Source organism: Mycobacterium hackensackense, assembly GCF_025822555.1.
GTDB lineage: Bacteria > Actinomycetota > Actinomycetes > Mycobacteriales > Mycobacteriaceae > Mycobacterium > Mycobacterium fluoranthenivorans.
In genome coordinates this window covers 639,685-659,129 of record NZ_JACKUC010000031.1, presented here as the reverse complement: position 1 = coordinate 659,129, position 19,445 = coordinate 639,685, and the positions used below count along the sequence as shown (strand labels likewise).

Sequence of the window (19,445 nt, the reverse complement as noted above, 5' to 3'; positions counted from 1 at the left end):
GCGACCATTACCGTAAGGCATTCGGTACGCTCCACCGGAACGCCGGAGGAGGGTCATGAGAAACGTCGCCATCGTCGGTGCCGGAATGACCCCCTTCGGGGAGCATTTCGCGCTCGGACTCAAGGATCTGCTGCCTTTGGCCTTCGCCGACTGCGTCCGCAGCATCGACAAGGGCCTGGATAAGCATGATCTCCAAGCCGCTTGGTATGGCTCCATGGGAACCACCGACGGGTTCCCGGCCGGAATCCTGGCGGACACCCTCGGCCTGCCCGACCTGCCGGTGACCCGCATCGAGAACTCGTGCGCCACCGGGAACGACGCCGTACGCAATGCGCTGTACGCGGTGGCCTCCGGGGCTTTCGACATCGTGCTGGTGATGGGCGCGGACAAGCTGCGCGACACCACGAGCAGGGACATGTTGTGGGAGTGGGAGGGGATGGCCCGGGACAAGGCCTGGGACTACCCCCTGGGCCTGGTGGCACCGGCCGGATTCGCCCTGCACGTCCGTCGCTATCTGCACGAATCCCCGGCCACCCGTGAGCATCTCGCCATGATCGCGGTGAAGAACCACCGGCACGGGGTGACCAACCCGAAGGCCCGGCTGCGTTTCGAGATCACGCTGCAGCAGGCCCTGGACGCACCGACCGTGGTAACCCCGTTCCACGTCTACGACTGTGCGCCGCAGAGCGACGGTGCGGCCGCGCTGGTGATCGCCGCCGAGGACGTCGTGGACCGCTTCACCAATCGGCCGGTGTGGATTCGCGGAGTCGGTCTCGGGCTCGATTCGGTGATGCATCAGCACAAAGGCGATATGACGACCTTCCCGGCCACGGTGCGGGCGGCCAAGCAGGCGTTCCGGATGGCCGGCCTGACACCGGCCGATATCGACGTCGCCGAGGTGCACGATTTCTTCACGGGTATCGAGCTGATCAGCTACGAGGATCTCGGCTTCGCCGACCGCTTCGAGGCCCACAAGCTCGTCGAGACGGAGGTCACGAGCGTCGGCGGTGCGCTGCCGGTGAATCCCAGCGGGGGATTAAAAGCCAAAGGGCATCCGCCGGGCGCCACCGGTGTGGCACAGTGCGTCGAACTGTTCGCGCAATTGCGGGGGGAGGCCGTCAATCAAGTGGACGGAGCTCGAGTTGCGTTGGCACACAATGTCGGTGGTCCTACCGCTGTAGCGGCTGTGACTCTGTTGGAAGGACCGGATGGGCATGGCGATTAAAGGCCCGGAACGCTGGTCGTCGGGTGTGTCGATCGGGCGCAATGCGTCAGGTCCGATGCAGGCTGTCGGTGGGTTGTTCCTGATGTCTGCCGATGCGGTGAAGTTCCTGTTTCAGCGACCGTTCTTCTGGCGGGAGTTCATACAGCAGGCATGGTTTGTCGCGCGCGTGGCACTGGGACCGACACTGCTGGTGGCAATTCCGTTCACCGTGTTGGTGAGCTTCACGCTGAACATCCTGCTTCGAGAACTCGGCGCCGCCGACCTATCCGGGGCGGGTGCCGCGTTCGGTGCGGTCACCCAGGTGGGTCCGATGGTCACGGTGCTGATCGTGGCCGGCGCCGGTGCGACGGCGATGTGCGCCGATTTGGGCTCGCGCACCATCCGCGAGGAGATCGACGCGATGGAGGTGCTGGGGATCAACCCGGTGCAGCGGCTGGTGACGCCGCGGATGCTGGCCTCTGGTCTGGTTGCCCTCCTGCTCAACAGTCTGGTGGTGATCATCGGCATCCTCGGCGGCTACTTCTTTTCGGTGTTCGTCCAGGATGTGAACCCGGGTGCCTTCGCCGCGGGCATCACGCTGTTGACCGGGGTGCCCGAGGTGATCATCTCGTGTGTGAAGGCCGGCCTGTTCGGGTTGATCGCCGGTCTGATCGCGTGCTATCGCGGCCTGACCATCAGCGGCGGCGGTGCCAAGGCCGTCGGCAATGCGGTCAACGAAACGGTGGTGTACGCCTTCATGGCACTGTTCGTCGTCAATGTCGTGGTCACCGCCATCGGCATCCAGATGACGGCGCGGTGAGCGCAATGGGCAACAGAGCGGTCCTCGCCTCCACCTATCCGCGGGTGGTGCGCACGGTCAAGAAGCCGATCAACACGCTGTCCAGCCTCGGCGACCACACGCTGTTCTACATCCGTGCGATGGCCGGTATCCCACACGCGGCGGTGCACTATCGCCGTGAAGTCGTCCGGCTGATCGCTGAGATATCTATGGGCGCAGGCGCATTGGCGATGATCGGCGGGACACTGGTGATCGTCGGGTTCCTCACCTTGGCGACCGGTGGCACGTTGGCCGTGCAGGGGTACTCGAGCCTGGGCAATATCGGTATCGAGGCGCTGACCGGCTTCCTGTCGGCGTTCATCAACGTGCGGATCGCCGCTCCGGTGATCGCGGGCATCGGGCTGGCGGCCACCTTCGGCGCCGGCGTCACCGCACAGCTGGGCGCCATGCGGATCAACGAGGAGATCGATGCGCTCGAGGCGATGGCCATCCGGCCCGTCGAATACCTGGTGAGCACGCGCATCGTGGCCGGCATGATCGCCATCACGCCCCTGTATGCCATCGCGGTGATCCTGTCGTTCCTGGCGTCGCAGTTCACCACCACGGTGCTCTTCGGCCAGTCCGGTGGCCTGTATGACCACTACTTCTACACATTCCTGAACCCGATCGACCTGTTCTGGTCCTTCCTGCAAGCGATCCTGATGGCCTTGACGATCCTGTTCATCCACACCTACTTCGGCTACTTCGCCACCGGCGGACCGTCCGGGGTGGGAGTGGCGGTGGGTAACGCCGTGCGCACCTCACTGGTCGTGGTGGTTTCGGTGACCCTGCTGGTGTCGCTGGCCGTCTACGGCTCCAACGGCAACTTCAACCTGTCGGGCTAGGGGAAGAACCGATATGAAGAGCAACAATATTCGCGTGCTCGCCGGCCTGGGCACCCTCATCGTCATCGCGTTGATCGTGGCCATGGCGGTCGGCCTGTTCGCGGGTAGCTTCACCAAAACTGTTCCTTTGACGGTGGTCTCGCAGCGTGCCGGCCTGGTGATGAATCCCGATGCCAAGGTCAAGATGCGCGGTGTGCAGGTGGGCAACGTGTCCTCCATCGAGTCCCGCCCCGATGGATCCGCGATCCTGCACCTGGCGATGGATCCCGCACAGCTCAAGCTGATTCCCTCCAATGTGCGGGCCGACATCACGTCGTCGACGGTGTTCGGCGCCAAGTTCGTCCAGCTCCAGGCTCCGGAGAATCCGTCTCCCAAGCCAATCCAGCAGGGCGCGGTGCTGCAGGGTGACCATGTCACCGTCGAGATCAACACCGTGTTCCAGCAGCTCACCCAGGTGCTCGACAAGATAGACCCGGCCAAACTGAACCAGACGCTCGGTGCGGTCGCCAAGGCCTTCAACGGCCGCGGTGAGAAAATCGGCCAGGCGCTGTCGGATTTCAACACCTTCCTCGGCAAGATCGACCCCAGCCTGCCGAACCTGGACCGGATGATCGGGACCATGCCGCAGGTGTTCACCGCGTACGCCGATGCGGCACCGGACCTCACTACCGCGGTCGACAACACCAGCAAGCTGTCGAAGAGCATCGTGGAGGAACAGAACAATCTGGATGCGTTCCTGCTCAGCGCGATCGGCCTGGCCGATGTCGGCAACGATGTGGTGGGCAGCAACAGGCCGGCGCTGACCAACTTGGCGCAGATCCTGGTGCCCACCGCCGAACTTCTCGACAAGTACCACGACGCGCTGTACTGCTCGATCGGTGGTCTGGTGCCGTTCGCGAAGTCGCCGCCGTTCCCGGTGCCGGGCATCATGATCGCCGCCAGCTTCGTGCTCGGCGAGGAGCGCTACCGCTATCCGAACGATCTGCCCAAGGTGGCGGCCAAGGCCGATCATCCGTTCTGCAAGGAGTACCAGATGCCGAACGTGCCCGCGGAGGTCAAGCAGCCGGGCATGATCGCTGACGTCGGAGCACGCCGCGACCAATATGGCAATCAGGGCATCCTGCTGAACTCCGACGCACTCAAGCAGTGGCTGTTCGGGCCGCTGGGCGGTCCGCCGCGCAACTCGGCGCAGATCGGACAGCCGGGATGACGGGCATGGGCAGGACCATTGCCAAATTCGGCACCTTCGCGGTCGTCATGGTGCTCTTGACCGCGGCGCTACTGGCAGTCTTCGGCGAGGTCCGGGTGGGTTCGACCAACCCGTATTCGGCGGTGTTCAAGGATGCTTCCCGGCTGAAATCGGGCGACAGCGTCCGGGTGGCCGGGGTACGGGTCGGCACCGTCAACGACGTGTCATTGCAATCCGACGGCACCGTGCTGGTGGATTTCGATGCCGACCGCACCGTCGCCCTGACCACCGGGACGAAAGCTGCTGTGCGGTACCTGAATCTGGTCGGTGACCGATTCCTCGAACTGGTCGACGGACCGGGATCCACCAGGGTGCAGCCGGCCGGATCTCAAATCCCGGTGGACCGCACCCTGCCCGCGCTCGATCTCGATCTGCTGCTGGGTGGCCTCAAGCCGGTGATACAGGGACTCAACCCCAAAGATGTCAATGCGCTGACGGCCTCGTTGATCCAGGTGATGCAGGGGCAGGGCGGCACCATCGAGTCATTGCTGTCGAAGACGTCGTCATTCTCGAATTCGCTGGCCGACAACAATCAGGTGGTCGAGCAGCTCATCGATGATCTGCGCACCGTGCTGAACACGCTGTCCAAAGACGGCGACAAGTTCTCCGGCGCGATCGACAAGTTGGACAAGCTCGTCGGTGGGCTGTCCGAGGATCGCGACCCGATCGGCACCGCTGTCACTGCGCTGGACAACGGCACCGCCTCACTGGCGGACTTCCTGGGCAATGCGCGCCAGCCGTTGAAGGACACCATCGCTCAGGTGAACCGACTGGCGACCAACATCGATACCGACAAGGCCGGTCTGGATGTATCTCTGCAGAAGGCCCCGGAGAACTTCCGCAAGGCGATCCGGCTGGGTGCCTACGGCGGGTTCATCCAGTACTACATTTGCGGCGTTGCCCTCCGGTTCAGCGATCTGCAGGGTCGCTCCGTGATGTATCCGTGGATCAAGCAGGAAGAGGGACGATGCAAGGACACGGAGTGACCGCGGCGGGGGCAGGTGAGCCCCGATGCTGAAGTATCGTGGCGCGCACCTCATTCGGTCCGGCGTGATCGGCGTGGTCCTCATCGTCCTGGTCATCGCGATCGGCCTGCAGCCCGACAAGCTCATCGACTGGGCCACCTCGGTGCGCTATCAGGCGCGCTTCGATGAGGCGGGCGGGTTGTCGAGCGGGAACGACGTCACCTTGTCCGGTATCAAGGTCGGTTCGGTGTCGGACATCAAACTGGACAAGGGCGACGCATTGGTGACGTTCACCCTGGCCGGCAAGTACGGCCTCGGATCGGACACCCTGGCACACATCCGCACCGGGTCGTTGCTCGGCGAACGAGTCCTGGCTCTGGAGCCGGCCGGCAATGGTCGCATGCACGCCATGGACGTCATCCCGACGTCGCGGACGTCGTCGCCGTACTCCCTGACCGACGCGGTGGGCGAGTTGACCAGCAATACGGCCGGTACCGATACGACGTCGCTGAATCAGTCGCTGGACACCCTCTCGGCCACCATCGACCAGATCGCCCCGCAACTCGGCCCGACGTTCGACGGGCTCAGCCGATTGTCGAAGTCGCTGAACGGCCGCAACGACAGTCTGGGTGAGCTGTTGAAGAGCGCCGGCGATGTCACCGGCATCCTGGCGCAGCGCAGCGACCAGGTCAACACCCTGATCCTCAATGCCAACGACCTGGTCGGGGTGCTCGACACCCGCCGCCAGGCGATCGTCGCCCTGCTGGCACAGACCGCGCAGGTCTCGCGGACCCTCATCGGCGTGGTGCAGGACAACGAGGCGCAACTCAAACCGACCCTGGATCGGCTCAACTCGGTGTCCGCGGTGCTGGAGAAGAACCGGGACAACATCGCGAAGGCGCTGCCCGGGTTGGCCAAGTACGAACTCACGCAGGGCGAGGCCGTCTCCAACGGCTTCTATTACAGCGCTTACGTCCCGAACCTCCAGTTCGGCCAGTTCTTCCAACCGTTCCTGGACTATGCATTCGGATTCCGGCGCGGCGTCAACGCCGGACAGCCACCGGACAACGCCGGCCCCCGAGCAGAGTTCCCGATCCCGTTCAACGGAATACCGCCACGATGAAAACACGCAAACCTCTGAAAATGCTCGGCGTCGCCGCGGTGGCGGTGGCACTGGTTGCCGGCGCCGTATTCCTGGCCCGCCAAACGGTTTTCAAGCCCACCACCATCACCGCCGTGTTCCCGAGCGCGACGGCGATCTACCCGGGTGATGAAGTGCGGGTCGCCGGGGTGAAGGTCGGTACGATCACGACCATCGAGCCGCAGGGCGACCAGGCGAAACTGACACTGCGGGTGGATCACGGCATCCAGGTTCCGGTCGATGCCAAGGCCATCATCGTGGCTCCGAACCTTGTCGCGGCCCGTTTCGTGCAGTTGGCGCCCGCCTATCGCGGCGGTGGTGGCCCGACGATGCCTGACGGCGCCGTGATCCCCAGGGATCGGACCGCCATTCCGGTGGAGTGGGATGAGGTCAAGACCCAATTGAACCGGCTGGCAACCGAACTCGGGCCCCAGAGTGGGGTGTCGGGGACGTCGGCTTCCCGGTTCATCGACAGCGCCGCCAACGCCATGGACGGCAACGGCGCCAAGCTGCGTGAGATGTTGGCTCAATTATCAGGGGTGGCCAGGATTTTCGCCGACGGCAGCGGTGACATCGTTGATATCGTCAAGGGTCTTCAGACGTTCGTCACCGCGCTACGCGGGAGCAGCGAGCAGATCGTGGTGTTCGAGGACCGGCTGGCCACTTTGACCAGCGTGGTGGACGACAGTCGGTCCAGCCTGGACGACATGCTCAACGAACTGTCCGTGGCGGTCGGCGATGTGCAGCGCTTCGTGGCCGGCAGTCGGAAGGAGACCACCGAGCAGGTGCAGCGGCTGGCCAACGTGACCCAGGTGCTGGCGGAGCAGAAGGACGCGATCCGCAACATCCTGCACGTCACCCCCAACGCGATCGCGAACACGTTCAACATGTACAACCCGAGCAGCGGGACGCCTGTGGGATCGTTCGCGTTCGCGAACTTCAGCAACCCGGTTCAGATGATCTGTTCCATGGTTGGTGCGGTGGAGAACACAACCGCCCCCGAGACCGCCAAACTGTGCTCCCAGTACCTCGGGCCTGCGCTGCGGTTGCTCAATTTCAACGGGATTCCCTTCCCGATCAACCCGTACCTGACGAAGGCTCCCAGCCCGAACGAATTGGTGTACACCGATCCGAACATGTTGCCGGGCAGTACCACCCAGCCGGTGAGCCCGCCGGAACCACCGCCGACGGTATCCGCTTTCACCGGACTCAACGGTGACGTGGCGCCGCCGCCCGGATGGAACGCGCCACCGGGGCCGCCGAGTGCGTTCCTGCCGAACGGTGCCATGCCGGCCAATCCGTCACCTCCGGTGTATCCGGGTGCCCCGCCACCGAGTCCGACGACGTTCAACGGATTGATGCTTCCCGCCGGCCCGCCGCCCGGCCCTGCGCCGGATCCCGCTGCCGGACCGCTGTTGCCCGCCGAAGGGACGCCGACGCCATGAACCGCCTCGCAATGATCCACCGTGCCCTGGTGGCCGGATGCGCAGTGGCGCTCACCGCCAGTGGCTGTGCCTTCCAGGGAGTGAACTCGCTGGCTCTGCCCGGGGTCAAGGGCACCGAGAGCGATGCGCAGATCTTCCACGTCGAGGTCGCCAATATCGGCACCCTCGAATCGAATTCACCGGTCATGGTCGACGATGTGGTGGTGGGCAGCGTCGGCACGATGACCGCCGACAACTGGCACGCCGATGTGGAGGTCAGGGTCAATCCGGGGGTGGTGATCCCAGGCAACGCGGTCGCCTCGGTCGGACAGACCAGTCTTCTGGGCTCCATGCACCTGGCGCTCAATCCGCCCGTCGGCGAGCAGCCCGCGGGCCGGTTGGCCAGCGGGACGACGATCCCGCTGAAGGCCTCGTCAACCTATCCGTCCACCGAGCAGACGTTGTCTTCGTTGTCGGTTCTGGTCAACGGCGGGGGGTTGGGCCAGATCGGTGACATCATCCACAACTTCAGCACCTCCATGTCGGGCCGCGAACCCGAGATTCGTGAGCTGATCACCCGGCTGGACCGGTTTGTCGGAGTGCTGGACAACCAGCGCAACAACATCGTCTCTTCCGTTCAGCAGCTCAATCGGGTGGCACACACTTTCGCCGACCAGACCCCGGTGCTGGAACGTGCGTTGCGCGACATCCCGCCGGCCATCGACGTACTGGTCAAGGAGCGACCCAACTTCACCGCGGCGCTGCAGAGGTTGGGCAACTTCAGCGATACCGCGACCGGACTGGTCAACGACGCCGGCGATCAGCTGGTGGCCGATCTCAAGCACCTGGAACCGGCCATCCGGTCGCTCGCCGATATCGGGCCGGACATCACCTCCGCGCTGTACTACGCGACGGCCTTCCCATACGGGCCCAACGCCGTCGAACGCGCAGTAAAGGGCGACTACCTGAACCTGTACGCGATATTCGACCTCTCCTACCCTCGGCTGAAGCGGTCGCTGTTCCTGGGCACGCGCTGGGGTGACGAGAACGCGAAACTCGTTCCCGCTCCTGGTGAACCGTGGTATCTGAACTACAGCTACGACCCGTTGGGCATGCCGCTCTCACCGCCGCCGCCCGATGCGGCTCCGCCGCCGGCCGGTGCCATGCCTGTCGTCAACGAGCCGATACTGCCGGTGGCGCCGCCACCGCTGATGCCGCTGGCCACCCCGCCCAGCCCGGGCGGGCCCGTCTTCGCAGGGCCGTATGCCAACAGTTCTGCACCCGCGCCCGCGCCGGAAGCCGCACCGACACCGGGGAGTGGTGGCTAGATGCTGACCAGATTCGTCCGAACCCAGTTGATCATCTTCACCATCGCCTCGGTCGTCGGCGTTGCCGTCATGCTCTTCACGTACATGCAGGTGCCCACGTTGCTGGGGGTGGGACGCCTGACAGTGAAGCTGGAATTACCGGAAACCGGTGGCGTATACCGCTTCTCGAACGTGACCTATAACGGTGTGCAGATCGGCAAGGTCACCGACGTGGCGCTGACCGACAACGGCGCCGTGGCCACCCTGTCGCTGGATCGTTCGCCCAAAGTTCCGGCGGATCTGCAGGCCGAGGTGCGCAGCGTGTCCGCTGTCGGTGAGCAGTACGTCGACCTGAGGCCGCACTCCGCGAACGGCCCCTATCTGCAGGACGGCTCGGTGATCCCGCGCGATCGTGCGGTCATGCCGCAGGCGGTGGGGCCGACGCTCGACAAGGTCAGTGCACTGGTGGACTCGATCCCCAAGGACAGGATCAGCGACCTCCTCGACGAAACATATAAAGCGTTCAACGGGGCCGGCGAGGACTTCCAGTCCCTGATGGATTCGGCCACCAAGATCAGCACGGCAACCAACGGGGTGTCCGATCAGATGCGCACGCTGATCGACGACAGTGGGCCGTTGCTGGATTCGCAGGCGCAGACCACCGATGCCATCCGTACCTGGGCGCACAGCCTGGCCGGTATCACCGGTCAGGTCGTGGCGAACGATCCTCAGCTGCGCACCGTGCTGCAGCGCGGGCCGGGCTTCGCTCAGGAAGTGTCGGGCCTGCTCAACGACCTCAAGCCGACGCTGCCGCTGTTGCTGGCCAACATGAACACGGTCGGTCAGGTGCTGCTCGCGTACAACCCGTCGATCGAGCAGTTGATGGTGTTGCTGCCGGGTTATATCGGGGCTCAGCAGAGTTTCGGTCTGCCCAAGAACAACGCCACCGGGTGGCCGCAGGGCGACTTCACCCTCACCCTAGGCGACCCGCAGCCGTGCACCGTCGGCTTTCTGCCGCCGTCGTCGTGGCGTTCGCCCGCGGACACCACCACGATCGACACCCCCGACAACCTGTACTGCAAGCTGCCACAGGACTCGCCGGTCTCGGTGCGCGGTGCCCGGAACTTCCCGTGTATCGAGCATCCGGGTAAGCGTGCACCGACCGTCCAATTGTGTGACGATCCAAAGGGATTCATCCCGATCGCGCAGCGACAGCATGTCCTGGGACCGCTGCCGTTCGACCCGAACCTGATCTCCCAGGGCGTCCCGCCCGATGACAGGGTGGATTTCGGCGACCGGATCTTCGCGCCGCTCGAAGGCACCCCGTTGCCTCCGGGGGCGGTGCCCTCCGGGACACCGCCGGACGCCCCGGGTGCAGTGCCCCCGGCCCCCGGCGTGCCGGCGGTGTCGGCACCCGCCTATGTGCCCCCGCCACCGCCGCCACCGGGCAACTCGCTCAACGGTGTGCCCATCCCGCCGGTGGAGGGGCCGCCCGCCGACGGCGCGGTGCCCGCGGCACCCAGTGGCTATGCCGACCGCGGCGCCGGCGGACCGTCGGTCGCGGTGGTGCCGTACGACCCCCGCACCGGCAAATACATGTCGGGCAGTGGCCAATTGGAGCAGCAGACGAACCTGGTCACCAGTGCACATGCGCCGACCTCGTGGAAAGACCTGATGCCCACGTGAGCGGGCATCAGGCCGAGTGGGAGGAGATTCGATGCGGACGAACCGACTGAGTATTGCGGCCGCAGGTTTTGCTCTGTGTCTGATCTCGGCTCCGGATGCCCACGCGGACTTCGGGTTCGAGCTCAACGGCCCATACGAGGTGACCTCGAACGGTGACTGGGCCAAGACCAACGAGAAGTACCGGGATGAGGTGCCGGTTCGTGAGATCTGGACATTCTCGACGTCGTGCGCCGATGCGCACACCTGCACCGGAACGGTGAACAGCGATGCGGGCTGGAGCGCACCGGTGGAATTCCGCACCACCCGGTGGATCCTGGATCGCTACCACGAACGGTGGGAACCCTGCCCGGACGGCTCTTTTTCGCCTGGGCGGCAGCGATACCAGTTCCAGCCTGCCGACGCCAACGGGCAGATCGAGAGGTTGGACGTCAGAACATTGATGGGGTACGACCGGACCATCGGCATCAGCGGTGCGTGCGGAATCAACACACCCTTGGTGATCAGCATTCCGTTGACCCTTCGGAAGCTGTAGGAGACTGCCATGAAGCTGCGTCGTGTGAAGGTGGCGGTCGCGGGATTGCTTCTCGCTCTGGCAAGTACGTCGGTGATTGCCGCAGCGCCGTCGGTCGCGGACCCCACCCCGGAGTCCTGTAACTATCCGGTGTGCACCCCGGGTATCGCACCACACGTGGTGCTGGGTGCGAACTGTTCCAACACCACCTATTACGTATTCGGTGTGACGGATTGGGGCCGCCTGGTGTTCTGTGGATCCCCGCGCCGGTACGAGCCGCGGTGGTTCCGATCACCCGAGATGCACGGCGTCAAGGTGGAGAACGCCGACTGTGCCGGCTACGACGGCGAGGTGGCACAGGCGCCCGACGGTCTGTTCCTGACCTGCGTGCCCAAAGACGGTGCCGCCCTGTGGCTGCGTGGTGACTTGTGATGGGGAGACAGTTGAACAGATCCATACTCGCCATCGCGCTGGCCCCGGCGGCGGTGGCCGCCACCGTCATGGCGCCCGCAGCGCACGCGGCGATGCTCTACGGCAACTACAACGTGCTGAGCAACCGTTGGACGGATGCCGCCTGGATCTGGGCCGCCTACCCGTGCGACCCAGGCAATCCCGGAGTGGCGGGCACCCCGATCAACTGCGTGCGGATCTCCGCCCTGCCCAGTCCGCAGCGCGGCGCGTACTACGGCGGCGTCGCGAACCTGGCCAATGGCCAGTACTCCTACACGACGGACGTCCCGGACGGCCTGCGCTGCTTCGGTCAGGTGCTGCCCACCCGCGACACCTACACCTGGGACGCGAACACCCTGGCAGGTGTGGTCGAATCACGTTTCGACGTCGGCTGTTTCAATGGTCCGCCCGGGATGAACACCTGGACTTTCGCACTGACGCGGATGTGAACGCGTGCGCTAGACCGGATCGAAGGCCGATATCAGCCAGGCGCCGTCATGGCGTTCCAAGCCGACCTTGACCGCACTGGTGGTGTACGAGCCGTCCGGGTTTTCCTTGCTGGTCGTCACCTGGTTCAGGAAGACGAGCACCTCGGCCCGATCGGAATTGATCTCGGCGATTCCCTTGCGGATGACGGCGGCCGACGTCTTCACGGACTTCTGCTTGGCCGCAGGCGTGACGATCTGCTGGGTGAAATTCGTGTAATACGAGAGGAAGTCGCCGGTCAGGTGGGACTTCGCTTCGGTGAAGTCCTTGTCCAGCGTGTCCGGTGAATACGACAGCAGCGCCACCGTGCCGTCGTTGGCGGCCTTGAGGACCGCCTGCTGGGCGTCGTTGTCCACCAGTTGATCCGGGCGATACTGGTTGAAGTAGAGCCACGTCGTCGCCCCGGCCGAGGCAACGAGCAGCACCGCCAGCACCGCGGCTGCCAGCCATTTGGGGGCACGCCGCCGCGGCGCCGCGGCGGCGACAGTCTCCGTTGCGCCGCCGTCCGTTTCGGGCTCCGCGGCATCCTGGCTGTCTTGGTCGACACTGCTCGCAGAGAGCTCGACCTCGTCGGACTCGGTGCTGTCTTTATCGTCTGCGGTCACGGCACGAACTCGACTTTCGACAGTTTGATCTGGTCGCCCTCACGGACGAGATTGACCGACAGGCGCCAGTTGCGCGGTTCCTGCCTGGCGCCGGCGGCATTGGTGACCTTGGTGGTCGCGGCCACCAGCACGACGGCGTCGGTGTCCGTGGACGTTTCCACCGCTGCGGAGCTGACCATGGCCTCGGTGACTGCTTTGGAATCGCGGGCCGTCTTCTTGAAGTCGTCGGCTGAGCTCTCGAAGTCCTTCTTGAATTCGCCGGTGGAATTGTCCACGATGGCCTTCACGTTGTCGTCGACCTTGTTGTAGTCGAGCGACATCAATGTCACCACGCCCTGGCGCGCCGCTGCCTCGAACTCGGCGGTCCGTTGTTGATGGGCTTGGACTCCGCGGTGCTGGATGACGATCCAGGCGCCTGCCGTGATCAGGGCACCGATGATCAGTACCGTCACCACCGCGGCGGCCCAGCGCAGCGCGCGGCCCAGTCGGCCCGACCTGACGGGGACCGTCTGCTCATCGGCGACCGATTCGGCGCTGTCCTCGGCGAGCTCGTCCTCGGTATCGGCAAGCTCGGTATCGGCAGCCTTGGCTTCCGTCTTCGCCTTTTCGGCGTCACGGCGCAGCCGGAGCACCTCCGCCTTGGCCCGAGCTGCGGCCGCGGCGGCCTCCGCCTCGTGGGCCTCTGCCTCGGCGAGGGCGAGGGAGTCCTCGGCGTCGGTATTGATCGGTGTGCTCATGCCGGCATCGTCATCGGGAATGTCGGGCGTGGCAGGTTTGCGGGACGGCATCCGGCCTCCTGTCCGTTCTGAACCCTGGGGCCTGGCGTTCGTCTAGAGAATGGCATTATCTTTCCTACGGTACCCGAGGGCCGGAAGTTGCCCGGCCGGGTGCTATTAACAGGTATTTGCCAGCGGAAACGTCGTTTCCGCTGGCAGTGTCAGCAACCCACCGGCAGTGGGTGTGCTACCACGTGCGCAGCGAGCAAAGCACCCCTTTGGTCCCCGAATCCGTCGCTACCACTATGTCATCAACGCGAAGCTCGCAGACGAAGCCCGGGGCGGCGAGTTCTGGATCGTGACCGTTCTTGGTGGCCACCACCATCGCCCAGTCTTGCGGATCGGCCAAGGTGGCTTCCAGGACCCAGGGTTTGCCGGGGCCGAGTTCGGCCACCGCCTTGGGGCTGTACTGGTAGGGATTGTGGCTGTACTCACCGAAGTTCGGCGGCTGGGTATCCCGGTAGTAGATCTCGGCGTTGATCGGCTGGCTGGCACCCACCGTGTACTTGACGTGGTGCAGCACCGGATCGTCGGCGTGCGCAGGCACCGCCCCGAGCAGGGTTGCCGTCATCGTTACGCCCGCGACGACGGCCACGGTCGACACGCGGGTCGCGATATTCCTCACCACCGAATTCACGGGCGCCCTCCACGGCTAGTCGTCTTCGGCTGACTATAGATCGACTGTCGCCCTCATTCGGCTGAAACGCAATTCCTTCTTCGCCAAATTGAAGAACATCATTCTCGAAATGAGAGATCACCGTTTCGGGTCGTGGTGCAACGCTAGCGGTCGCCGGAGAGGGCCCGGCGTACCGGCAACAGAAACCGTCGGGCGTAGTTCTCGGGACCGTCGACGGAGTCGAGTTCGAGGACACCACCGGGGATCAGGATGAACGAGTGAATCGCCCGCGCCACATGTTCGGCGAATTGAGCTCGGACGTCGTCGGGCAGTTCGCCCTCCCGGACCGCCGAGTAGACGAAAGCGCGTGCCAGTTCCATGGCCGTCGAGTTGTCCGCGATCAGGTACGGCATGAGTAGCTCGGGGTTCACCCGTAAGACCGTGGTGAACGCCGGATGGTGGTGCAGGCCCCGGTATGCCGCGGCGAAGCCGTGGACCAATCGGTCGTCGGTGTCCTGGTAGCGGTCGATGACGGACTGGATATCGGCGAAGTAGCGTGCCAGTTCGGCCTCCACCAGCGCGGCGATCAGTGCTTCTCGGCCGTTGAAGTAGAGGTAAAGCGTGGCCCGGCCGATCTTGGCGGTCCGCGCGATCTGCTCCATGGAGTACTTGCGCAGTCCGGTCGTCGAGGCCAGATCCAGCGCGGCGTCCAGGATTCGACGGCGCGTATCACCGGATTCGGCGGTTGGGGGACTCCCGGATGTCACGGGGCCATTATCCCTGAGCCGACGATGCCGAACCGGCCGCTCCTAAGGTGCTCGGAACTGCCGGTTCGCCGATCCGGAGGCGGGTCAGGCGACCGGGGTGAACCTGATGTTCAGATCGGTCAGGCCGCGCAGGACGAACGTCGGTTCGTAGTTGAAGTTCTGGTCTCCGACCGGGCCGTGCTTGTCGGCATCGACGTGGATGTCGGTCATGCGGTCCAGGATCCGTTCCAGTGACACCCGGCCCTCGACGCGGGCCAACGGGCCGCCCGGGCAGGAATGCACGCCCCGGCCGAAGGCCATGTGCTCACGGACGTTCTTGCGGTCCAGGCGCAATTCGTGCGGATTGTCGAATCGCCTGGGGTCGCGGTTGACCGCGCCCGGCAGCACCATCACCATGCCGCCGGCCGGGATCTCGACACCGGCCAGGGTGGTCTTGCGTCGGACGAGCCGGAAGTCGCATTTGACCGGGCTCTCCAGCCGCAGCGACTCCTCGACGAAGGTGGGGATCAGGGTCCGGTCCTTGCGGAGTCTGTCTTGCACCTCGGGGTTCTCGGCCAGTACGCGCATGGCGGCGCTGAGCAGTTTGGTGGTGGTCTCCTGGCCCGCCGCGAAGAGGAAGGTCGCCGAGCGCACCACGTCGATGACCTCTGGCACCGACCCGTCCGGGTACAGCGCGGTCGCCAGTGAGGTGAGTACGTCCTCGCGCGGGTTGGCGCGGCGGTCCTGCAGGTACGCGACGAACTGGTCGTCGAGGAATTGCAGTGGGTTCTCCGAGACGACCTCGCCTTCCAGCGAGCCGACGCGAGCCCCCGGTCGGTCGGCGCCGAGGACGGTGCGGAACACCTTGTGGTCCTCCTCCGGCACGCCGAGCAGGTCGGCGATCACCAAGAGGGAGAACGGCTTGGCGTACTCGGCGAGGAATTCGCAGTGTCCGTTGGACAGGAACTCATCGAGCTGGTTGTCCGCCAGCCGCCACATGAAGTCTTCGTTTTCCTTGAGCCGGCTCGGCGTGAGCAGCCGGTTCAGCAGTGAGCGCGCCTTCGTGTGGTCGGGCGGGTCCATGGTGACCATGTGTTCGAACATCGGCAGCAGGTGCCGGTGCGCCGCGAGCTGCTCGGAGATGTCGTCACCCTCCGGGGTGAACGGCAGCGGCGGGAACGGTCCGCCGACCGCGATCGCATTGGAGTAGGTCTCGGTGTCCTTGTAGACGGCGACCGCCTCTTCGTAGCCGGTGACCGCGATGCAGCCCCAAGGCGGAACCTCCAGCACCGGGTTCTGGTCGCGGAGGTAGTCGAAGTACGGGTACGGGTTGGGTACCAGCGACTGCTCGGTGAGGAAATCCAGCGTCGCGTAGTCGGTCGTCATATGGCGGTTCTCCCAGGGCTGTGCGGGAATCGGGGAATCGGCGACTCATCCAAGGTCATCGCCACTCAAAGTGCTGTGCACCTGCTTAGCATGGCGATAGAGTCGTGGTCAAGGTCACACGTGTGGCAGATCGCTACCATCTGTGCACGCCGACACATAGTGGGGAGAGCATGACGACGTCGCGCAGGATCGGGGCACCGGATGCCAAAAATCGTGGTGTCCTGCTCGATGCCGCCGAGGCGCTGATGCTCGAGGAGGGCTACGCCGCGGTGACGTCGCGCCGGGTCGCCGACAAGGCCGGCCTCAAGCCGCAGTTGGTGCACTACTACTTCCGCACCATGGACGACCTGTTCCTCGCGGTCTTCCGTCGCCGGGCCGAACAAGGGCTGGCGGTGCAGGCGGCGGCATTGCAGACCGCGCAGCCGCTGTGGGCGCTGTGGCGGTTCGGCACCGATCCGGCGGCGACGCGGCTGACGATGGAGTTCATGGGGCTGGCGAACCATCGCAAGGCGCTGCGCGCCGAGATCGGTCACTTCGCCGAACGGTTTCGTGATGACCAGCGTGTCGCGGTGGCCGCCGCGCTGGACCGCTACGGGCTCGATACCTCGGAAGTGCCGCCGGTGGTGTGGACGGTGTTCGCCACCAGCCTGTCCCGGGTTCTCGTCATGGAGCAGGAACTCGGTATGTCCGCCGGGCACGCCGAGACGCTGGCGTTCGTGGAGCGCTGGCTGCACGAGTTGGAGGGACCCGCGCAACCGCTGGAGATCCCACTGCCCGACGGTCAGCTGCTGCGCATCGAGGACGGGGTGCCCGAAGTGGTGCCCGCGGCGCCGTAGGTTCGCCCTGTCGCCGAGTGCGGCTACCTGCCCTTGTTCAGCACCTTGTCGGCGGCTTCCCAATGCTCGTCGGACACCCATAGTTTCGCGAAGGCGGCGACCGCATCGGTCGTGGTGGTCCCATTGATGACGCGCTTGATGGACGCGCCGGGCCGGCGGGCGAGCAGCTGAGCCGTCGTGCGCCAGTGCTCGGCGAAATCGGCGCGCGGGACCACCTCGTCGATCAGGCCGAGGCGCTGCGCCTCCGCGGCGCCGAGCACCCGGCCCGTGCCTGCCAGCAGCAGTGCGCGGCCGCGGCCGACCAGCGCGCCGAGGCGCTCGGCTCCGCCCCAGGCCGGCATGATCGCCAGCGACACCTGGTTGAAGCCGATCTTGATGTCCTCGGCGGCGATGCGGATATCGGCGGCCACGGCGAACTCGGCGCCACCGCCGAGTGCGTGACCGTTGAGGGCGGCAATCACCGGGCCGGGGAAGCCGGCGATGCGGTCGCAGATGGTGCGCATGCGCCAGGCCATCTCGGCGGCCTCCAGTTCGGTGCGCAGCGCGGCCAGCTCCTTGAGATCGCCGCCCGAGACGAACGCTTTGTCACCACCGCCGGTGATGACCAAAGCGGAGGCGTCCGCCGCACTGTCCAACGCCGCGCCGAGTTCGTTCATGGTGTCCAACGAAATGGCATTGCGCGCGTGCGGGCGGTTCACGGTGACAACCGCCAATCCGTCCTCGATCTCGAGGTCGACCATCAAGCATTCTCCAGATTCGATATTGGCATTCTCGCAGGGTGAGAATAGCATCACCAAGATGCGTACCATCCCCGTTGACCTGACCAAACGGTACGTGGAGCAAGGGTGGTGGCGGCCGGAGACCCTCGGTCAGATGCTGGCCGACGGCCTGGCGGCCAGCCCGGATGCCGGCTTCTATGTGCACTCCGAGACCAGGCCCTACGCGGGCACCTTCGCCGAGGTCGAACTGCAGGCCAGGAGGTTGGCCGCCGGGCTGCAAGAACGTGGCGTCGGTCCCGGTGATGTGGTGGCGCTGCAGCTGCCCAACTGGATGGAGGCCGCCGTCGCGTTCTGGGCGTCGGCATTGCTGGGTGCGGTGACCGTGCCGATCGTGCACTTCTACGGGCGCAAGGAACTCGGGCACATCATCGCCACCGTCCAACCCAAGGTCTTCCTGTCCACCGAACGGTTCGGCCGCATGTCCTTCCAGCCCGATCTGTGCGCCGGTATACCGATCGTCGGCCTGGTCGGACACCGCACCTTCGATGATCTACTGGCCGACGAACCGCTGGTGGGCACGGTCGCCGCCGACCCGGCCGCCAGGGCGCTCATCGCCTTCACCTCCGGGACCACCAAGGAACCCAAGGGTGTCGTGCACAGTCACCAGACGCTCGGCTTCGAGACCCGCCAGCTGCTGGACAACTACCCACCCAACCGGGGCCGACAGCTCACCGCGACACCGATCGGCCACTTCATCGGCATGATCGGTGCGTTCCTGATCCCGGTGCTGGAAGGTGCGCCGATCGACCTCTGCGATGTATGGGATCCGGGCAAGGTGCTGGACCTCATCGAGCGCGACGGCCTGTCCATCGGTGGCGGGCCGCCCTACTTCGTCACCAGCCTGATGGATCACCCGCGGTTCGACGAGGGTCACCTCGCGAAGTTCACCACGGTAGGCCTCGGTGGCTCGACCGTGCCGGCGGCCGTCACCCGGCGGTTGGCCGACCAGGGCCTGTTCGTCTACCGCTCCTACGGCAGTACCGAACATCCGTCCATCACGGGGTCCGGTGTCGGCGCGCCCGAGGACAAGCGCCTGTTCACCGACGGCAATGTTCGGCCGGGGGTCGAGATCCGGCTCGGGCCCGACGGTGAGATCTTCAGCAGGGGCCCTGACCTGTGCCTGGGCTACACCGACGACGCGCTGACCGCGAAATGCTTCGACGAGGAGGGCTGGTATCGCACCGGTGACATCGGCGTACTCGACGAGGACGGCTACCTGACCATCACCGATCGCGCCACCGACCTGATCATCCGGGGCGGCGAGAACATCAGCGCCCTCGAAGTCGAGGAAGTGCTGCTGAGCATGCCCCAGATTGCCGAGGCTGCGGTGGTGGCCGCTCCCGACGCCCGACTGGGCGAGCGGGTGGCGGCGGTACTGCGGGTCCGCAGCGGTCAGGTCATGCCGACGCTTGAGCAGGTCAGAGGACATTTCGACCGATCCGGGGCGGCGCGGCAGAAGTGGCCCGAGGAGTTGCACCAGGTCCCGGACGGCGACGACTACCCGCGTACCGCCAGCGGCAAGGTGCAGAAGTTCCGTATCCGCCAGCTCGTCCGCGAGGCGGCGGCCAAGACCCCCTAGGGGCATTGCGGCATCC

20 protein-coding genes are annotated in these 19,445 nt (G+C 65.4%); 14 read left to right on the top strand and 6 right to left on the bottom strand.

The annotated features are described in order from the left end of the window. The first annotated feature begins 55 nt into the window (after window positions 1-55). Genes H7J86_RS23190 through H7J86_RS23135 form a run of 12 tightly spaced genes read left to right on the top strand, consistent with a single transcriptional unit; the run spans window position 56 to window position 12,069 of the window. Window positions 56-1,225, top strand: a complete 1,170-nt coding sequence (locus H7J86_RS23190; RefSeq protein WP_267293690.1) for a thiolase C-terminal domain-containing protein — start codon at window positions 56-58, stop codon at window positions 1,223-1,225. After that, window positions 1,215-2,024, top strand: a complete 810-nt coding sequence (locus H7J86_RS23185; protein WP_090353914.1) for an MlaE family ABC transporter permease — start codon at window positions 1,215-1,217, stop codon at window positions 2,022-2,024. The genes H7J86_RS23190 and H7J86_RS23185 overlap by 11 nt, the downstream gene beginning before the upstream one ends. A gap of 5 nt (window positions 2,025-2,029) precedes the next feature. Further along, window positions 2,030-2,887, top strand: a complete 858-nt coding sequence (locus tag H7J86_RS23180; protein WP_090353112.1) for an MlaE family ABC transporter permease — start codon at window positions 2,030-2,032, stop codon at window positions 2,885-2,887. A 13-nt stretch (window positions 2,888-2,900) separates the two neighbouring features. After that, window positions 2,901-4,097 carry an MCE family protein gene (locus H7J86_RS23175; protein WP_187096385.1) on the top strand — a complete coding sequence of 399 codons (1,197 nt, stop codon included), beginning with the start codon at window positions 2,901-2,903 and terminating at the stop codon, window positions 4,095-4,097. After that, complete coding sequence (locus H7J86_RS23170; RefSeq protein WP_267293688.1) at window positions 4,094-5,122, top strand: MCE family protein; 1,029 nt, start codon at window positions 4,094-4,096, stop codon at window positions 5,120-5,122. The genes H7J86_RS23175 and H7J86_RS23170 overlap by 4 nt, the downstream gene beginning before the upstream one ends. A gap of 25 nt (window positions 5,123-5,147) precedes the next feature. Beyond that, window positions 5,148-6,224, top strand: coding sequence for an MCE family protein (locus H7J86_RS23165; RefSeq protein WP_090353117.1), 1,077 nt, complete (start codon window positions 5,148-5,150; stop codon window positions 6,222-6,224). Window positions 6,225-6,244: 20 nt separating this feature from the next. Then, window positions 6,245-7,687, top strand: coding sequence for an MCE family protein (locus H7J86_RS23160; protein WP_235632633.1), 1,443 nt, complete (start codon window positions 6,245-6,247; stop codon window positions 7,685-7,687). Further along, a complete protein-coding gene (locus tag H7J86_RS23155; RefSeq protein ID WP_267293686.1) occupies window positions 7,684-8,994 on the top strand; it encodes an MCE family protein in 1,311 nt (436 codons plus the stop codon). Before H7J86_RS23160 ends, H7J86_RS23155 begins: the two co-directional genes overlap by 4 nt. Beyond that, the gene (locus H7J86_RS23150) at window positions 8,995-10,659 is read left to right on the top strand and encodes an MCE family protein (protein ID WP_090353121.1); all 1,665 of its coding nucleotides are present in this window, start codon (window positions 8,995-8,997) and stop codon (window positions 10,657-10,659) included. A 31-nt stretch (window positions 10,660-10,690) separates the two neighbouring features. Continuing rightward, window positions 10,691-11,191, top strand: coding sequence for an Rv2253/PknI dimerization domain-containing protein (locus tag H7J86_RS23145; protein WP_090353916.1), 501 nt, complete (start codon window positions 10,691-10,693; stop codon window positions 11,189-11,191). A 9-nt stretch (window positions 11,192-11,200) separates the two neighbouring features. Continuing rightward, window positions 11,201-11,602: a hypothetical protein gene (locus H7J86_RS23140; protein ID WP_090353123.1), complete on the top strand. Its 402-nt coding sequence runs from the start codon at window positions 11,201-11,203 to the stop codon at window positions 11,600-11,602. A gap of 11 nt (window positions 11,603-11,613) precedes the next feature. Next, window positions 11,614-12,069, top strand: a complete 456-nt coding sequence (locus tag H7J86_RS23135) for a hypothetical protein (RefSeq protein WP_308204859.1) — start codon at window positions 11,614-11,616, stop codon at window positions 12,067-12,069. A 9-nt stretch (window positions 12,070-12,078) separates the two neighbouring features. On the opposite strand, the gene H7J86_RS23130 is transcribed toward H7J86_RS23135, so the two are convergent. The 5 genes from H7J86_RS23130 to H7J86_RS23110 form a co-directional block, all read right to left on the bottom strand. Then, on the bottom strand, window positions 12,079-12,711 hold the full coding sequence (locus H7J86_RS23130; RefSeq protein WP_090353126.1) for a hypothetical protein: 633 nt from the start codon (window positions 12,709-12,711) through the stop codon (window positions 12,079-12,081). Next, window positions 12,708-13,448, bottom strand: coding sequence for an Rv1363c family protein (locus tag H7J86_RS23125; protein ID WP_267293684.1), 741 nt, complete (start codon window positions 13,446-13,448; stop codon window positions 12,708-12,710). Before H7J86_RS23125 ends, H7J86_RS23130 begins: the two co-directional genes overlap by 4 nt. A gap of 226 nt (window positions 13,449-13,674) precedes the next feature. Then, entirely contained in the window at window positions 13,675-14,058 is a 384-nt protein-coding gene (locus tag H7J86_RS23120) for an Rv2576c family protein (protein WP_090353920.1), read from the bottom strand. Between the two features lie 209 nt (window positions 14,059-14,267). Continuing rightward, entirely contained in the window at window positions 14,268-14,870 is a 603-nt protein-coding gene (locus tag H7J86_RS23115) for a TetR/AcrR family transcriptional regulator (protein WP_267293682.1), read from the bottom strand. 84 nt (window positions 14,871-14,954) lie between these two features. Beyond that, the gene (locus H7J86_RS23110) at window positions 14,955-16,235 is read right to left on the bottom strand and encodes a cytochrome P450 (RefSeq protein ID WP_187096377.1); all 1,281 of its coding nucleotides are present in this window, start codon (window positions 16,233-16,235) and stop codon (window positions 14,955-14,957) included. A gap of 170 nt (window positions 16,236-16,405) precedes the next feature. Between H7J86_RS23110 and H7J86_RS23105 the strand changes: the two genes are divergently transcribed. Further along, a complete protein-coding gene (locus tag H7J86_RS23105) occupies window positions 16,406-17,071 on the top strand; it encodes a TetR/AcrR family transcriptional regulator (RefSeq protein WP_187096376.1) in 666 nt (221 codons plus the stop codon). 23 nt (window positions 17,072-17,094) lie between these two features. On the opposite strand, the gene H7J86_RS23100 is transcribed toward H7J86_RS23105, so the two are convergent. After that, window positions 17,095-17,811 carry an enoyl-CoA hydratase/isomerase family protein gene (locus H7J86_RS23100; RefSeq protein ID WP_187096375.1) on the bottom strand — a complete coding sequence of 239 codons (717 nt, stop codon included), beginning with the start codon at window positions 17,809-17,811 and terminating at the stop codon, window positions 17,095-17,097. Between the two features lie 58 nt (window positions 17,812-17,869). Here H7J86_RS23100 and H7J86_RS23095 point away from each other — a divergent pair, with 58 nt between their 5' ends. Next, window positions 17,870-19,429: an AMP-binding protein gene (locus H7J86_RS23095; protein WP_267293680.1), complete on the top strand. Its 1,560-nt coding sequence runs from the start codon at window positions 17,870-17,872 to the stop codon at window positions 19,427-19,429. Window positions 19,430-19,445 lie beyond the last annotated feature (16 nt).

Excerpts from the sequence above, each read along its gene's own strand:
- H7J86_RS23165 (WP_090353117.1), top strand. The coding sequence starts at position 5,148 with ATGCTGAAGTATCGTGGCGCGCACCTCATTCGGTCCGGCGTGATCGGC.
- H7J86_RS23110 (WP_187096377.1), bottom strand. The coding sequence starts at position 16,235 with ATGACGACCGACTACGCGACGCTGGATTTCCTCACCGAGCAGTCGCTG.
- H7J86_RS23105 (WP_187096376.1), top strand. The coding sequence starts at position 16,406 with ATGACGACGTCGCGCAGGATCGGGGCACCGGATGCCAAAAATCGTGGT.
- H7J86_RS23095 (WP_267293680.1), top strand. The coding sequence starts at position 17,870 with ATGCGTACCATCCCCGTTGACCTGACCAAACGGTACGTGGAGCAAGGG.
- H7J86_RS23180 (WP_090353112.1), top strand. The coding sequence starts at position 2,030 with ATGGGCAACAGAGCGGTCCTCGCCTCCACCTATCCGCGGGTGGTGCGC.
- H7J86_RS23170 (WP_267293688.1), top strand. The coding sequence starts at position 4,094 with ATGACGGGCATGGGCAGGACCATTGCCAAATTCGGCACCTTCGCGGTC.
- H7J86_RS23120 (WP_090353920.1), bottom strand. The coding sequence starts at position 14,058 with ATGACGGCAACCCTGCTCGGGGCGGTGCCTGCGCACGCCGACGATCCG.
- H7J86_RS23185 (WP_090353914.1), top strand. The coding sequence starts at position 1,215 with ATGGCGATTAAAGGCCCGGAACGCTGGTCGTCGGGTGTGTCGATCGGG.
- H7J86_RS23155 (WP_267293686.1), top strand. The coding sequence starts at position 7,684 with ATGAACCGCCTCGCAATGATCCACCGTGCCCTGGTGGCCGGATGCGCA.
- H7J86_RS23160 (WP_235632633.1), top strand. The coding sequence starts at position 6,245 with ATGCTCGGCGTCGCCGCGGTGGCGGTGGCACTGGTTGCCGGCGCCGTA.
- H7J86_RS23150 (WP_090353121.1), top strand. The coding sequence starts at position 8,995 with ATGCTGACCAGATTCGTCCGAACCCAGTTGATCATCTTCACCATCGCC.
- H7J86_RS23100 (WP_187096375.1), bottom strand. The coding sequence starts at position 17,811 with ATGGTCGACCTCGAGATCGAGGACGGATTGGCGGTTGTCACCGTGAAC.
- H7J86_RS23140 (WP_090353123.1), top strand. The coding sequence starts at position 11,201 with ATGAAGCTGCGTCGTGTGAAGGTGGCGGTCGCGGGATTGCTTCTCGCT.
- H7J86_RS23145 (WP_090353916.1), top strand. The coding sequence starts at position 10,691 with ATGCGGACGAACCGACTGAGTATTGCGGCCGCAGGTTTTGCTCTGTGT.
- H7J86_RS23125 (WP_267293684.1), bottom strand. The coding sequence starts at position 13,448 with ATGAGCACACCGATCAATACCGACGCCGAGGACTCCCTCGCCCTCGCC.
- H7J86_RS23190 (WP_267293690.1), top strand. The coding sequence starts at position 56 with ATGAGAAACGTCGCCATCGTCGGTGCCGGAATGACCCCCTTCGGGGAG.
- H7J86_RS23175 (WP_187096385.1), top strand. The coding sequence starts at position 2,901 with ATGAAGAGCAACAATATTCGCGTGCTCGCCGGCCTGGGCACCCTCATC.